Origin of the sequence: Paenibacillus polygoni, assembly GCF_030263935.1 — a bacterium.
GTDB lineage: Bacteria > Bacillota > Bacilli > Paenibacillales > Paenibacillaceae > Paenibacillus > Paenibacillus polygoni.
This window is the reverse complement of the sequence record NZ_CP127162.1, coordinates 2,077,113-2,092,802: the sequence shown is the minus strand read 5'-3', so window position 1 is coordinate 2,092,802 and position 15,690 is coordinate 2,077,113. Positions and strand designations below refer to the sequence as shown.

At 43.0% G+C, this 15,690-nt stretch carries 13 protein-coding genes; 3 read left to right on the top strand and 10 right to left on the bottom strand.

Translation table 11 applies throughout. The features are described from left to right. Positions 1–30: 30 nt before the first annotated feature. Genes QPK24_RS10065 through QPK24_RS10055 form a run of 3 tightly spaced genes read right to left on the bottom strand, consistent with a single transcriptional unit; the run spans position 31 to position 4,849 of the window. Positions 31–1,509 (bottom strand): rhamnulokinase, encoded by a 1,479-nt coding sequence (locus QPK24_RS10065; RefSeq protein ID WP_285748328.1) that lies wholly within the window; start codon positions 1,507–1,509, stop codon positions 31–33. Next, positions 1,506–2,726 (bottom strand): L-rhamnose isomerase, encoded by a 1,221-nt coding sequence (rhaI, locus tag QPK24_RS10060; protein ID WP_285748327.1) that lies wholly within the window; start codon positions 2,724–2,726, stop codon positions 1,506–1,508. The genes QPK24_RS10065 and rhaI overlap by 4 nt, the downstream gene beginning before the upstream one ends. A 53-nt stretch (positions 2,727–2,779) precedes the next feature. Then, entirely contained in the window at positions 2,780–4,849 is a 2,070-nt protein-coding gene (locus QPK24_RS10055; RefSeq protein WP_285748325.1) for a bifunctional aldolase/short-chain dehydrogenase, read from the bottom strand. A gap of 319 nt (positions 4,850–5,168) precedes the next feature. Here QPK24_RS10055 and QPK24_RS10050 point away from each other — a divergent pair, with 319 nt between their 5' ends. After that, positions 5,169–5,993 carry an alpha/beta fold hydrolase gene (locus QPK24_RS10050; protein WP_285748323.1) on the top strand — a complete coding sequence of 275 codons (825 nt, stop codon included), beginning with the start codon at positions 5,169–5,171 and terminating at the stop codon, positions 5,991–5,993. Between the two features lie 110 nt (positions 5,994–6,103). Further along, complete coding sequence (locus QPK24_RS10045; protein WP_285748321.1) at positions 6,104–6,976, top strand: alpha/beta hydrolase family protein; 873 nt, start codon at positions 6,104–6,106, stop codon at positions 6,974–6,976. A gap of 115 nt (positions 6,977–7,091) precedes the next feature. Here the strand turns inward: QPK24_RS10045 and pdxK are convergent, their stop codons facing one another. From pdxK to hxlA, 6 genes are all read right to left on the bottom strand, one after another. Continuing rightward, positions 7,092–7,904 carry a pyridoxine/pyridoxal/pyridoxamine kinase gene (pdxK, locus tag QPK24_RS10040; RefSeq protein ID WP_285748319.1) on the bottom strand — a complete coding sequence of 271 codons (813 nt, stop codon included), beginning with the start codon at positions 7,902–7,904 and terminating at the stop codon, positions 7,092–7,094. A gap of 212 nt (positions 7,905–8,116) precedes the next feature. Further along, positions 8,117–8,575 (bottom strand): DUF2500 domain-containing protein, encoded by a 459-nt coding sequence (locus QPK24_RS10035; RefSeq protein WP_285748317.1) that lies wholly within the window; start codon positions 8,573–8,575, stop codon positions 8,117–8,119. 42 nt (positions 8,576–8,617) lie between these two features. Then, entirely contained in the window at positions 8,618–10,417 is a 1,800-nt protein-coding gene (gene pepF / locus QPK24_RS10030; RefSeq protein WP_285748315.1) for an oligoendopeptidase F, read from the bottom strand. Between the two features lie 168 nt (positions 10,418–10,585). Further along, positions 10,586–10,987: a winged helix-turn-helix transcriptional regulator gene (locus QPK24_RS10025; RefSeq protein WP_285748313.1), complete on the bottom strand. Its 402-nt coding sequence runs from the start codon at positions 10,985–10,987 to the stop codon at positions 10,586–10,588. Between the two features lie 69 nt (positions 10,988–11,056). After that, complete coding sequence (gene hxlB / locus QPK24_RS10020; protein ID WP_285748312.1) at positions 11,057–11,608, bottom strand: 6-phospho-3-hexuloisomerase; 552 nt, start codon at positions 11,606–11,608, stop codon at positions 11,057–11,059. A gap of 9 nt (positions 11,609–11,617) precedes the next feature. After that, complete coding sequence (gene hxlA, locus QPK24_RS10015; protein WP_160036222.1) at positions 11,618–12,250, bottom strand: 3-hexulose-6-phosphate synthase; 633 nt, start codon at positions 12,248–12,250, stop codon at positions 11,618–11,620. A 436-nt stretch (positions 12,251–12,686) separates the two neighbouring features. On the opposite strand from hxlA, the gene QPK24_RS10010 reads away from it, so the two are divergent. Beyond that, positions 12,687–14,528 (top strand): LTA synthase family protein, encoded by a 1,842-nt coding sequence (locus QPK24_RS10010; protein ID WP_285749248.1) that lies wholly within the window; start codon positions 12,687–12,689, stop codon positions 14,526–14,528. 86 nt (positions 14,529–14,614) lie between these two features. Here the strand turns inward: QPK24_RS10010 and QPK24_RS10005 are convergent, their stop codons facing one another. After that, positions 14,615–15,688, bottom strand: coding sequence for a lactonase family protein (locus QPK24_RS10005; RefSeq protein WP_285748311.1), 1,074 nt, complete (start codon positions 15,686–15,688; stop codon positions 14,615–14,617). Between the last annotated feature and the right edge of the window lie 2 nt (positions 15,689–15,690).

Here is a 15,690-nt window from a genome sequence, read left to right as displayed (position 1 = left end):
TATCTAGAGAAACTCATCTTATTGTTAGGTCTATACATAGGCAGCTAAGTTTGTATACTTTACATATCCCTGATAAGCTTCTTTCCAAGCCTCTGCATTCTCCGGTTCATACGTAAGTACCGGGAAGGATTCTTTTACAGCCTTTCTCGCTTCTTTCAGAGATTTGAAAACGCCTTCATTTATCCATTGTACAATAATATTTCCAATCGCGCTTGCTTCTACAGGCCCAGCATATACAGGTTTGCCAAGGGCACTCGCAGTCCACTTACATAAAAGCTGATTATGAATGCCTCCGCCGACCATATGAAGCCCGCCGAACGATTGTTCAGACACCTGCTCTGTCAGCTCATATACATACCGATACTTCATTACGAGACTTTCCAGTATACACCGAATGATCTCTCCTTGCGTTTGCGGCGGACGCTGATTGGTCTTTATACAATATTCTTGTATTCTCGAAGTCATGTTCCCTGCTGGAAGAAACGTGGAATGATCTGGGTCTATAAAATGCTGAAAAGGAACAGCCTGCTCAGCTAAATGAAGAAGTCTATCATAATTCACATCATGCCCTTCTCGTTCCCACTCTCTTATCGTTTCTTGAAAAATCCACAATCCCATAATATTTTTCAAGAGACGATAAGTATGACCTACACCGCCTTCATTCGTAAAATTACTCGAAAGCGTCTGTTCATTAATAATCGGTGCTTTTACCTCCGTGCCCATGAGAGACCATGTACCGCAGCTTAAGTAAGCAAAAGGACCATCCGTCGCCGGGACCGCAGCAATGGCTGAGCCCGTATCATGTTCAGCCACCGCAATGAAGGGAAGGGGAAGTATGCCGAGTTCTTTGGTCACTTCGGAACGAAGCATTCCTGCTTCCGTGCCTGGCTGAGCAATAGATCCAAACCATTCTTCCGGTATGCCGATCTGCTTGATTAGTTCTCTATCCCAGTCCTTCATGACGGGATTAAACAGCTGGGTTGTCGTCGCGTTTGTGAATTCATGCTGTTTTTCACCTGTCAGAAAATAACGGAGTAAATCTGGAATCATCAGCAGATGCGCCCCTTCTCTCAGCAGATAAGAGTCCCGTTTTTTCAAGGCAGCAAGCTGATAAATGGTATTGAACGGAAGAAATTGTATGCCTGTTTTTTGAAAAATATGTTCTGCTGTTATTGTATTCAGCACTTCTTCCATTACACCGTTTGTCTGCGTATCCCGGTAATGGTATGGATTTCCGAGCAGCTCGCCGTCCCTGCCAAGAATCCCAAAATCAACAGCCCACGAGTCAATACCGACACTGCTTACCTTATCTCCTGCCTGTTTTGTTCTAAGCAGCCCTTGTTTCATTTCATGCAAAATCCGCAAAATATCCCAGTGCATGTGTTCCCCAGCAAAAACCGGGTTATTACTAAATCGATGTACTTCTCTTATCTCTATACGGGAGTCACGGAGCAGTCCAAGGACTGCTCTCCCGCTGCTGGCTCCCAAATCAAAGGCTAGGACACTCACCAGCTGGCCCCTCCTTTGCCGCGCCCTGCAATTTCGGCAGTATAACGGCTGTTTAGATAGGCTTCCATCGGATCCACTGGAAGTCCTTGTTCTTCACGCACAGCATGAAGTAATGGAGTAACATCGAACTCAAATGCTCTTCTTACCGCGTGTTCAGCTGCAAGTACATCATTATTTTTTTGAGCAGCTGCTACTTCCTCATGGTCTACAAGCAGGGCTTTAGCGTATTGTGTCTGAACATTGAGTACGGAACGAATCATGGCAGGAATCTTCTGTTCAATGTTATGAGATTGATCCAGCATATAAGCGATTTTATCTACACCGCTTCGTATCCCTTCATCATCATCCATGCTTCCTTGCAGGATCTGATAGAAAATAAGGAATAATTCATATGGGTTGACGGTACCAACGATAAGATCATCATCGGCATATTTACGGCTGTTAAAATGAAAACCGCCTAATCTTTTCTCATCCAACAGGTAAGCTACAATATGTTCGATATTCGCTCCAGGGAGATGATGTCCCGTATCCACCAGCACTTGGGCCTGATCCCCAAGCTTCAGCGCCATATTGTAAGCCATGCCCCAATCTGCCAGATCAGTATGGTAAAAAGCAGGTTCAAAACATTTATACTCAATAAGCATCCGCATATCTGGAGCTAGTGCTTGGTACATCTCCTGCAAAGCTTCCTGCATCCAGCCTTTGCGCTTACGGATGTCGCCTTGTCCCGGGTAATTGGTTCCATCAGCAAACCACAAAGATACATCTTTCGAACCCGTCTCTTTCGCGATATCTACACAGGCAAGCAGATGGTCGGTTGCCATGCGCCGAATTCTGCTGTCGCTGTTCGTTACACTTCCCAGCATGTACTCATCTGCCTGGAACAAATTCGGATTTACAGCTCCAATGCGCAGTCCGAGATTTTCCGCATGGGAGCGCAGTTTACTATAGTCATCCACTTGATCCCAAGGGATGTGAATGGCCACAGTCGGAGCAAGCCCTGTCAGCCTATGGACCACAGCAGCATCTTCCATTTTCTCAAAAGGATTGCGCGGAACGCCTTCTTTCTGGAATACTTTGAAACGTGTACCGGAATCTCCATAACCCCAAGAAGGAGTTTCAATTTTTAGCTCGGCTAGCTTTTGTTTTACATGACTCACATCGATTCCTCTAGCTAACTGCTGCTCTTCGAATAGTGCATAGGCTTTATCCTTCAAATCTGTTCCCTCCTTCGAATGTGAAGCACAAAAAACAAATGAATCTTACCGATTTAGCGTGTAAAAGCTGCCGGTACTCCGCCATCAATCGTCAACATACACCCTGTTGTTTTCTCTGCTTTGGATGAGGCAAAGAAAGCGACGCCTTCCGCAATATCTCTTGGATAAATATTAACGAGCAGTGTTGTCCGCTTGCGGTAATGTTCTTCGAGCTGGTCCGGTTCGATTCCGTAAGCTTCAGCTCGCTCGTTACGCCAGTTCGAATTCCATATCGCAGAACCTTGTAAGATGGCATCCGGTAAAATCGTATTTACGCGAATTCCATATTCTCCGCCTTCTGCCGCAATACAGCGAGCTAAGTGAGCTTCAAGTGCTTTTGCAGAACTGTAAGCGGTCACATTTTTACCGGCGTAGATTGAATTCTTAGAACCAATGAAGACCATGCTGCCTCCAAGCGCCTGCTCTTTCATTACCTTAAAAGCTTCGCGGGCAACAAGAAAATATCCTGTTCCTAACACATTTATATTTAAATTCCATTCTTGTAAGGAGGTTTCATCGAACGGACTCGAGGTTGCAAGCCCTGCATTATTGACAATAATGTCGGCACCGCCATAAGTCAGTGCACACTGAGCATAGGCTTCTTTAATTTGCTCTTCATTTGTCACATCCATTTGTATAGCAAGAGCCCTGCCGTCTCCGTACTCCGCATTAATCTCTGCAGCCACACGCTGAGCCCCTTCAAAGTTCAGGTCAGCAATAGCCACATGGGCTCCTTCGGATACCAGCACCCTAGCCGTCTCACTTCCAATTCCGCCCGCACCGCCTGTAATGAGCGCAATTTGACGCGAGAATTCGGTTTCTTTTGGTGCGAGTGACAATTTATACAGTTCAAGCGGCCAGTACTCCACATTATATGATTCATTTTCACTGAGAGAAACAAAATCTCCTACAGCAGTAGCGCCTCTCATTACGGCAATTGCCCTATGGTAAAGTGCACCGCTAATTCGTGAATGAGCATGGCTTTTTCCCGTATTAATCATCCCGATACCCGGAATCAAAATGACACGCGGTGCGCTTTCAAACATCTGATCTCCTTCCTGTTTATTACGTTCAAAATAAGCTTTGTAATTCTGTTTATACTGCTGGATTTCTTCAGATAAAATTAGTTTCAATTGGTCTATATTTTCTAACTTTGGTTCCCATTCCACGAATAAAGGAACCACTTTGGTATGTACCAGGTGATCAGGGCAAGCTGCACCGACCTGTGACAAAGCTTTCGAGTTGGTTCCGTTAACGAAGGTTAATACATCTTCTCCATCGTCATACGTCAAAATCATTTTCTTCTCATCACTGACAGCTCCGCGAATCAAAGGCATAATCGCTGCTGCTGATGCGCGGCGTTCTTCCTCACTAAGCGATGAGTAGCGTGCTCCTCCAAAAGTCTCTTTCTCCTGTGCCAGTCGTTCAATGTAGTCTTCCGCCTCTTGAATCACGCTAATTGTCTTCGCATACGTCTCTTCAGAAGTGTTTCCCCATGTAACCAGTCCATGTTTCTCCATAAGCACAAGTTCCGCATTCGGGTGATTTCTGACACCTTCTGCAATCATTTTTGACAACGTAAAACCTGGCCGAATATAAGGAACCCACACGAATCGATCTCCATATATTTCACGGGCGATTTCGCGTCCGTTATCTGCACAGCAGATACTTATAATGGCATCCGGGTGTGTATGATCAACCTGTGGAAATGGCAGAAATGCATGAAGCAAGGTTTCAATTGATGCCCTTGGGTGTTTTGAATCAATCATACAATTGCTGAGGTATGCCACCATTTCTTCATCTGGCATTTCATCTAATTCATATAAAGGATTGATATCTTCAAGCCGAAGTCCCGTAAAATGTTTTGCTTGCATGGTTCCAAGATCAGATCCGCTGCCTTTTACATACATAACCTCTACATCTCTACCCCGAAAATCCTTAATCACCGTTTTGGTTGACGTATTTCCCCCGCCCCAATTACACACACGGCGATCCGTTCCAATAAGATTGGAGCGATACACAAGTTCATCAAGCCCTTTATTCAGTTGCTTCGCTTTCTCGTTGTCCCATAAGTTTTGTACCATAGTGTAACCAGCCCTCCAAAGGTTCTATATTTAGGATAATTTGTCATTACTTAACGGGAGTATACCACTTTTATTTGGGTTTGAGTATGTATTTTTCTGTTTTTTGCAGAAAAAACAATAGGAAAACAGGTATATATCTTTGTTTCAAACAAATAAAGCGTTGTCAATTTAAATCTCGCATAACTACCTCTTTCTCTCTTTGAAAGATCTTCTTTTGCAGATAGGACATTCCATCTGTGCGAGCTGCATATGATAGTGACAATAGAAATGTACATGGGAACGATATGTTGCATTAGTAGCAACAAAGGAGGAACGGCATATGATGATTGAAGTTGAAAATGGAGTTCAGCTGTACGTAGAAGATCTTCGTCCTGTGGACGGAGGAAATGGACAAACCCTCTTTTTTGTCGCGGGCTGGCCTGTAAGTCACCGGATTTTTGATTACCAGATGCAAATGCTGCCCTACTTGGGATATCGCTGTATTACTCTTGATCTTCGAGGGTTTGGCAAGTCTGATAAACCATGGCATGGATATTATTATGATCGATTTGCTGAAGATATCTCCTTCATCATGGATGTACTCAATCTAGAAAATGTAGTACTTGTCGGATTCTCCATGGGCGGAGCCATCTGTACTCGTCTCATTACGAAATATGATACGGGAGCTAGAGTGGAAAAACTCGTCCTTGCCGGTGCAACAACCCCTTTTCTCGTAAAAAAAGAGAATCAATCTACTTTTGGTCTGCCTTTAGCTCAGATCGATCATTTACTTCAGCAGATGCAGATTGATATGCCTCAAGCGATCTCGGATTTTGGCGGTACTTTCTATTATCAATATATCAGCCCGGAATACAAAAGCTGGTTTCAGCAGATGTGCCTCGAAGGTGCTTCCCACGCCATTTTACAGAGCGGAGTTGCACTAAGAAACGAAGATGTTTCCTCCGATCTGTCTCAGATTCAAATACCTACTGGTATTTTTCACGGTGCTCATGATCAGATCGCCCAGTTTCAAGGCGCAGTTGCAACTCAGCAGGCTATCCCTGGTTCTTTGTTATATCGTTTTGAGGAAAGCGGTCATGGACTTTTATACGAAGAGAAGAATCGCTTTCAGGCCACATTGCTAGATTTTATTAAAAATACGTAACTCTATAAGAAGATGATAAAAGTGACCTTGCGTTTGATGTACATTGTCTGTGGGGTATAATAGTACAAGCGTAAAATAACAACTATGACCAAAGGTGATGAGCATGTACTATGATTTATCATGTGACCTATCCATCTGAAGGACTTCATGTAAAAGGTTATCTTAGTCTGCCCTACGGCTACCAGCTTCCAGAAGACGAAGTTCGCCAGTTGCTGCTTGGCAAATTCAGCAGTGATACCTATCCCGCTGTACAACTAAATACTCCTCTCCATTCTACAGATCAAGATTTCACCTCTAAAAAGTGGCCTGTGTTTATTTATTGCCGCGGCGGCATTGGTAATTTTGGTAAGGTCCGTACTCCATGGGTCGAGGAATTTGCGATGCATGATCATATCGTGTTTGCTCCCTCCTACCGTGGTACAGAAGGCGGTGAAGGGCGGGATCTATTTGGCGGAGATGATAAAGAAGACGTGTATTCTGCTGTAAGACTTCTGTCAGAACTGCCTTTTGTTGATCCCGATCGAATCAGTATTATGGGTTTTTCGCGAGGTTCAATTAATGCAGCCTATACAGCGCATACCCTCCCAAATATTCATAAACTGGTGCTCTGGAGCGGTGTATCCGATATGGCTCAGACCTATGAGGAACGAATTGATCTGCGCCGTACGTTTAAACGCGTCATCGGGGGTACTCCAACAAAAGTACCGGAAGCATATAAAGATCGCTCACCTGTCACGATCGCTGGAGAGCTCAGTTGTCCTGTGCTTATCGTCCATGGTACGAAGGATGTCCAGGTATCCTACAGTCAAGGTGAGAAAATGTACAACTCGTTAAGCGAAGCCAAAGCCGATGTGAATTTCCATCGTTATGAAGGTCTTGGTCATCATTTCCCGCAGGAAACGCACCGTGCGGCGATTACCCGAATGTTCGAATGGATTACAGCGAGCACAGGAGATGCTGAGTCCACTTCTATGTATTCATAAAAAAAAAGAGTTGTCCATGGTGTAGCCTGAATCACACGCTACATCATGGGACAGCTCTTTTTAGTGTTTCATTTAATGTTTCTTTTTAGTGTTACTAACATAACGTGCCTGAGTATTATTTCACAGACGGGATCCGGTGTGCAGAATGTCTTGTCGGGCCAACAAACTGGTTAAGCGGGAACCCATTTGAGATCGCCTGTGTTACAAACGTTTTCGCTCCAGATACGGATTCACGAACGGAACGTCCTTTTGCAAGCCCCGCTGTAATTGCAGCCGAAGATGTGCAGCCCGCACCATGCGTATATTGGGTTTCAATCGCATCTGCTTCAAACCATTCATAAGTTTGTCCATCATACAGCAGATCCACTGCTTTACCTGGACGGATTTTCCCTCTATCTTTAATCAGAACATGTTTTGCTCCGAGATCATGAATGATCGTTGCTGCTTCCTGCATTTTTTCCAGTGTCGTAATCGGACCTGTTTTAGCAAGTTGTGAAGCTTCAAAAATGTTTGGAGTTACAAGATCCGCACGCGGAAGAAGGAATTCAATCATTGCTTCTGTATTTTCTGGCTGCAGTACTTCATCTGTACCTTTGCAGACCATAACAGGGTCAATAACAATTCGATCTAGCTTGTACTGGTCAATATAACGAGACACGAGTTCAATAATATCAACAGACCCCAGCATCCCTGTCTTCATAGCATCAAAACCAATACCTTCCATTACCGTTTTAAGCTGCGTCTCCACAATCCCAAGATCCACAGGAAATACTTGATGATCCCATGTTTTTGGTTCCATGCATACAATCGTTGTTAAAGCCGTCATTCCGTAAACATCATATTCTTGAAATGTCTTCAAATCAGCTTGAATTCCAGCGCCTCCGCTTGTATCCGAGCCTGCTACCGTTAATGCTTTTCTTATCGTCATGTTCATTATTCCCTTCACTTGTAGATAACTTCTCTATTATAAAATAAGTGAACGGCCTTAATCCATACCCATTTTGTAAGATTATCGTATATAACGATATTTCATGATAAAAAACTGCCTAAATCACCCCTCTACTGAGATGACCAGACAGTTTTTTAGTGAATCAGCAGCAATGCTTAGCGAGTAACTTGGTGAGTAATGAAGATCTGTTTTTAGGACCTAAGCGAACTTCCCATCCGTTCAAATCCTAAATACCGAGTTCCTTGATGAGTAAGTGTGCCCTCGTCCCCTTCCACCAGCAGACCATATTCTTCCGCCCGCACCTCAAATTCTGTTCGACGACCATCTTCAAATTCAAAGGTTAGATAATAGTTAGTATATGCCCTGCTGTTACCAGAGCCTCCACTCACTTCGGTTCTTTTGGTTAACACACGTGCGCGTTCACTCAAACGTTCAGCCGCATTATTACGAGTGTAGGTGGTAACTCCTTTTATAATTGAATAAAGAACAACACTGATAATCATTAATAAAATTGCTGAGAAGAAAAAGGTGAATAAAGGAGGTGCGCCAACAAAAAAGCTGCCTAATCCTGAGAAGAAACCAGGTCCTTCGTCAGAAAAAATATCTCCATCGTTAAATCCATTGCCAAATAAATAAAATTGAACGCTCATGACGTTTCTCTCCCTTGGTGGTCATAAAAACTTTTGTAAATATCAATATAAACTCTCGAGTTCTTCGATCAGTTCGCCTACATAACGTACGGCACTGCGTATGGGTTCCGGCTGCGACATATCCACACCAGCCAGCTTCATGAGTTCCAAGGGACTTTTGCTTCCACCGGCTTTTAGGACTTCTAACCAGCGATCAACCGCAGGCTGTCCTTCACTTCGAATCTGCTCAGCAACAGCAGTCGAAGCCGTGAGACCTGCTGCATACGTATAAGGATAGAGACTCATGTAATAATGCGGCTGACGCATCCATGTAAGGGCAGCATGATCATCAATGACAACATCTTCTCCCCAGAAAGAAGATAGAATATTGCCTTTTAGTTCGCACAGTTTCGCAGCAGTAATCGGCTCATTATTCATGGCGAGTTCGTACACTTGACGCTGCAGTTCTCCTTCTAATAAGTGGGTTACAAAGTTATGGAAATACGTTCCTAACAGCTGAGAAATTACCCAGCGGCGCATACGCGGATCAGTAGAACGCTTGATTAAATGATCTGCCAGCAGCAGCTCATTCAGGGTAGAAGGAGCTTCTATAAAATAAAGTGAAGGTCTGGCGTTAGTAAGACGTTGATTTTTCCCAGCAAGCATTAAATGTCCTGCATGACCCACTTCATGAGCGAGGGTAAAAGCACCTCTCATGTTATCTGACCAGCTAATGAGAATGTAAGAATGGACGTCTGGAATAGACATGCAGAAAGCACCTGTTCGTTTTCCAGCATTATCTGCATAATCAATCCAGCGATCACTGAAAGCGTCAGCCACAATCTTGCCATATTCCGGTCCGAGAATTTGCAGTGCTTCTTTGATGAGTTCACCTGCTTCTTCAAATGAAATACCGGGGCTAAAATCAGGATCGAGCGGAGCTTTTAAATCAGCAAACGTCATCTCCGATAATCCCAACACGCGCTTCTTCAGCGCTGCATATCTCCGCATATGTGGTGCAAGGTCTGTCTGAATAATGTCAAGAATATGATTGTACATCGCTGTAGTTACCTGCTGAGGCTTAAGTAACATGTCCGTTACCGAATCATATCCCCGAAGACGAGATTCAATCACTTGGCGCTTTACTTCTGTTCCATACGCTTCTGCGAACGTATTTCGATATTTATAGAGCGTTTCACTAAACACGTTAAACGAATTTCGGCGCAGTACAGGATCAGCAGACTCTACATATTTATTCTCATAGAGTGCGAAGGATACAGGAACTTCTTCACCGTGTCCATCTTTAGTGGAAGGAAAGGTCATGTCCGCCAGCTTACTCCGTTCATAAATACGGTAAGGTGCGTTTAGCACTTCACCAAAAGAAGCAAGTACTTTTTCGGTTTCTGCACTAAGCCGGTGACGCTTGGTCTCAAGCAGCAACTTCAAACTTCTTTCGAACACTCGAAGTCCAGGCTCTTCTTCTATATAGGCTCCCACTTTTCCATCTGGAAGGGACAAAATCTCTGAACGTATAAACGAGAGTGCAGAGCTTACCGCAGAAGATACGTCTCTCGCCTTTGCGGCATCCATTTGATTCTGAGGGTTCGTACTATCGCCCGATTGATGCAGATAGGAGTAAGCACTCATTCGCTGCAGCCTTCCCTGAAGCTTCTCCTGAGCCTCCAGACAAGCAAGCAGTACTTCTGCACCCTCTCCCAGCCTTCCTTCATATTGTGTAACGGAAGCTATATCCCTCTCGATGGCTTTGCGCTCTTCCTCCCAATCTTCTTTCGTAGCGAATATATCATCCAGATTCCAAGTGGTTTCTGTTCGTACTTCAGACCTTGATAAAATTTTGGACATATTGTTCCTTCTCCCCTCTGTTCCTGTTATAATCTTCCTAATTTATGTCATTGTATCATAAAATATCTGGAGTACCCTTTGTAAAAAAACAAAAAAAGAACCCGCTTCTGTATCCAGAAGCGAGTCCTTAGGGTGAGTGTCTGTATTCTATGATCAGCGAGGAACGAATTATTCGGTTACCAGCTCATGATCCGTATCTGGCGACTTTTCACCGTCGTCTTTCCATATCACGTTCTCACCATATTGTTTGCCCCAATTGTACATCGCCTGTAAAACAGGCATCAGGCTTTGTCCATGATCTGTCAAAGAATATTCCACGCGTGGTGGAACTTCTGCATACACTTTGCGATGAACAAGAAGATCTTGTTCAAGTTCGCGCAGCTGATGGGTTAACATCTTCTGTGTAATATGAGGGATCATCTTTTTCAGTTCACTAAAACGTTTGGTCCCTTCAAGTCCCAAGTGCCACAATATAATTAACTTCCACTTTCCGCCTATGACAGCAAGCGTCAGTTCTTTCTCACAATTAATTTCTTTTAGATTAATGCGATCTTTTATTTCTGTTGCCACTTGATACCAAGCCCCCTCCACCTAAGTCTACTATAATTTCCTATATCTCAGCAAAAGGGGGGAAAGAGACTATTCAAGATTGGCATGTCTTTCAAACATTGTTGCTGTATCCTGATCCATCTTTCTCATTAAGGATAGAATGATTCCATCGAGCGTAATGATTAGACTTTGTTCAAATAGTGAACCCATTGGCTGAATAGATTGACGCTTACCTTCATCTTCCTTCGCTGCCGCATGAATTTGAATGATTGCATCCGCGCGCTGTCCAATCGAAGAGTTCTGATGAATCGTAAGAACCACGACCGAAGCATCCATTCCTTTTGCCTTTTGGGCCATGGATAACAAACTTTTCGTTTCACCTGACCCGCTGCAAAGAATCAGAACATCTCCTTTGCGTATGGGAGGAGTCGTTGTTTCTCCAATTACAAATGTAGGCTTACCTAAATGAGCCAGTCTCATGGCAAAGGATTTTCCCATCAGCCCAGATCGACCTGCTCCCGCTACGAACACCTGACCTGCTCCTGCGATTAGATTCATCGCTTCCGTTAGCTCGGTTTCACTAAGAAGAGCCGCTGCCGTCTCTAGTTCCCTAAGAATAGATACTACATCATTTTTGACCATCGCTTTTGATTACCCTTGTTTAATCATTTCTTGCATCTCAGCTGCTACTGCTTTTTTGTCATCTTGGGTAGTGATTCCCCCGCCGACAATAATGAGATCAGGTCCAGCTTTGATTACTTCAGGCAAAGTCTCCAGCTTAATTCCACCTGCTATTGCTGTTTTTGCATTGGTTACAGCTCTCTTAATCGTTTGCAAATCTTCAAATGAGTTTTGGCCTACGGCTTGAAGATCATATCCAGTATGGACACAAATATAATCTACGCCAAGCGCATCGATCTCTTTCGCACGCTGTTCAATGTTTTTCACATTAATCATATCTACGAGGATTTCTTTGCCTTGTTTTTTAGCTTCTTCTACGGAACCTTTGATTGTCATATCGTCCGTAGCACCAAGTACAGTAATAATATCCGCGCCCGCTTCAGATGCTTTCATAATTTCGTAACCGCCCGCATCCATAATTTTAAGATCTGCGAGCACCGTAAGATTAGGGAATGCTGCTTTCATTTCTTTTACTGCATGAAGTCCTTCATTAATGACGATCGGTGTTCCAATTTCTACAATATCAATATAAGATTCAACCTCTTTTACAAGTTCAATGGCTTCTGGGATATTTACAAGGTCAAGTGCTAATTGTAATTTCATTATTATTCGCTCCTTTATCGTTCGTTTTCATAACAAGCTGGCTTCCGTTTGTCAGCTCCCCTTTATACTAAATACTAGATATACAAATAGGAAGTACGCACTTTAAAGTAGGGTAGTTACCTAGAGTATACTAATGGGCAGAATGTTGATTTTTTAGATAAACAATGGAACTTTTGAACTGTACGGATTAAGCACAATTGATTAGCCAGTAAGACCTATACTATAATGCTAGAAGATATGATAAATATTTGGAAAACGATAGAATCTAGCAGGGAGGGAAAACTTTTGTCCGGCAGATGAAATTCCGGCTTAAGTACAATTGATGAAACCACCACTCGAGAAAGTAAAAACTCAGGACGAAGCATTAATAAACTACGATCCAGCTTCACCTGAGCAAAAGTCTACATTTTTTGCCAAAGCTTCTAACGTCCTCACCATGATCTGCACACGCTCATTATTATTCTTCTCTCTAATTATGCTGTTTAAGAGTTATATAGCTTGGTTTGGCGTTTTTGATGACGGACCTTCGTGGGCCATTATGCTCAAAGAATTACCTTTCATCCTGCTCATCTTCTGTCTTATTGAATGGTTTGCCACCAAACGAAAATTAATCATGTATACTATTTTTAATTTGCTGCTAACCGCTATTTTCTTTGCCGTTATTATTTACTACAAATACTATGGAGTTATTGCCACCTACAAAGCTTTAGAACAAGTGAATCAGGTAACCGCAGTCAGCAACAGTGTATTCTCACTAATCGACCCGCAGTATCTACTGATCTTCACGGACGTTCTCGTGTTTGGCTATTTATTACTTAGGAATAAATCGGCGAAAAACTGGAAACAAGCGATACGAAGACCAGCAAATAAAAAAATCATTGCTTGTCTTTTTTCCATCTCGCTCCTTATTACATCACTGAATATTTATACAAACCGCGGCAGTTTTAATGAAGTAGTCAAAGCAGAACAAATGGGGATTTTCAATTACGAAGCGTATACTTTGCTTAACCAAAAGAAAGCAGAGCTTATTCCATCAGAAGAGATTACGCAAGAACGGATTAATGAACTAAAAGGATTATCAGAAAATAAAGCTGTCGATTTACAACTGCACGGAGCTTTAGAAGGAAAAAATCTCATTATTATTCAGATGGAATCCCTTCAAAATTTTCTGATTCATCTTAAAATCGATGGTCAAGAGATTACACCGAACTTAAATAAGCTCGTTCAAGATCATACTTATTTCTCTCATTTTTATCATCAGGTCGGTCAAGGGAATACATCGGATGCTGAGTTTGTAGTAAACACTTCCTATTATGTCCCACCTGAGGGAGCGGCTGTCCAGAATTACGTAGACAAAGTGTTGCCGAGCCTGCCAAGACTTCTGAAAGATAAAGGTTACGAAACAGCTACGTTCCACACTAACGTTGTTGAATTCTGGAATCGCGGGGAACTCTATTCATCACTCGGGTTTGATCACTATTATGACAAGTCATTCTTTGGCGAAGAAGACACGGTATTCTTTGGAGCTTCCGACCATGTACTCTATCAAAAAACAGCGGAGAAACTAGAAGAGATGGATCAAGAAGCAAATCCATTTTATGCCCAGGTCATTTCCATGTCTGCTCACCATCCGTTTACGCTTCCCGAAGAGAAAATGACATTGCCGCTTCCTGAGCGTTATGATGATACGTTTGTTGGGAACTATATTCGTGCACAGCATTATGCAGATGCTGAACTTGGGACATTCATTGCAGATTTGAAAAATCGCGGGATATGGGATAACAGTGTTGTTGTCCTGTATGGAGATCATGTTGGACTGCCGACTACATCACTAGATAACCAAGACTTGTCATTGCTGAATGAAATCCTCGGGCATCCTTATGATTACTCGGATATGATCAATATTCCTCTCGTCATTGCTTCTTCCGGTGTCACACCTGTAGGAGAGCAGAAACAAATTGGCGGACAGGTGGATATTTTGCCTACGGTAGCAGGTCTGCTTGGTATTTCACTAGAGGATCATATTCATTTTGGGCAAAATTTACTGAATCAAAAAGATTATAATATACTGCCTGAACGCTATTATCTGCCTACCGGCTCGTTTGTAAACAGCAATGAAGTGTTCATTTCCGGCAGCGGATTTGATGATGGAGAACATCATGTACTGAAGAATATAATGGATACGGATCATATAACGACAGAGAGTGAATTCTATCATGCCCTTTCTCTCTTCGATCTGTCACATAGTTATGTATCCCAGCTTCCTCTTAAACAATAAGAAAAACAGCACCCTATGTCCGCACGATATTATCGTGAAACATGGGGTGCTGTTTTATTCTTGCAGTCACATGTCCTGTGTCTACACTACATATATACGGACCATACGCAGACTGGCTTAGGTGACTCTACTTGTTTGCCTGTATAAGTCAATCCCCCTGTCTCTTTGTTCACTTCGAATACAACAATATTATTCGTATCTCGATTTGTGACAAGCATCAGATTACCCTTTGGTGTAAGTGAAAAGTGTCTTGGATGAGCACCTTCCGTAGAGATATGCTGTACATGTTCGAGTGTTCCGTCTGCCGATGCGGCATACACGACAATACTGTCATGCCCCCTGTTAGACCCATATACGAAGCGTCCATCCTCGGAGATTGTAATCTCTGCACAAGTGTTTTCCCCTGTGAAATCACTTGGCAACGTAGGTAACGTTTGAATTGCCGTTAGATTCCCTTCTTCAGCGTCATATGCATATGAAGTTACCGTCGAATCTACTTCGTTAATTACATAGGCATACTTGCCATTGGGATGGAATACAAGATGGCGCGGACCTGCAGCGTCATGCGTATGCACTTCACGATGCAGCACAAGTTTATTCTCTTTCCGGTCGATCTGATATACAAAAATCGTATCCAGGCCTAAGTCTTGAACCATGATGAACTTTCCATCTGGCGAGAAGAAAGCAGAATGAACATGAGGACGATCCTGACGTTCTGGATGTGTCCCATGACCTTTATGCTGCTTGGAATCGAGCATTTTACCAATGCTTCCATCTTCTTTTCGAGATACCAGACTTACTGTGCCTCCATGGTAGCTTGAGATCACAAGATACTCACCTTGAGGATCCTTTTGAACATGGCATGTAGGTGCATAAGCAGACTGACCCCGATTAATAAGTTCGAGTTCACCTGTCTCCGGTAAAATCTGATAAGCCAGCGCTTCTCCTGACTTCAAGCCGTCGGTTGTCACCATTTCACCAATGGAAATAAGTTGTTTTGAATCCGAATCGACTTGAAGAAAGGTTGGATTCTTCACACCTTCCTGCTTACTGCGCAGAGAAAGCTCGTATGTATTCTCATCGAGTTCATATACATGAATTCCTGGATTTTCTTTTTCTGCATAAGAACCTGTAAACACTAATAATTTTGAATTTGTCATCT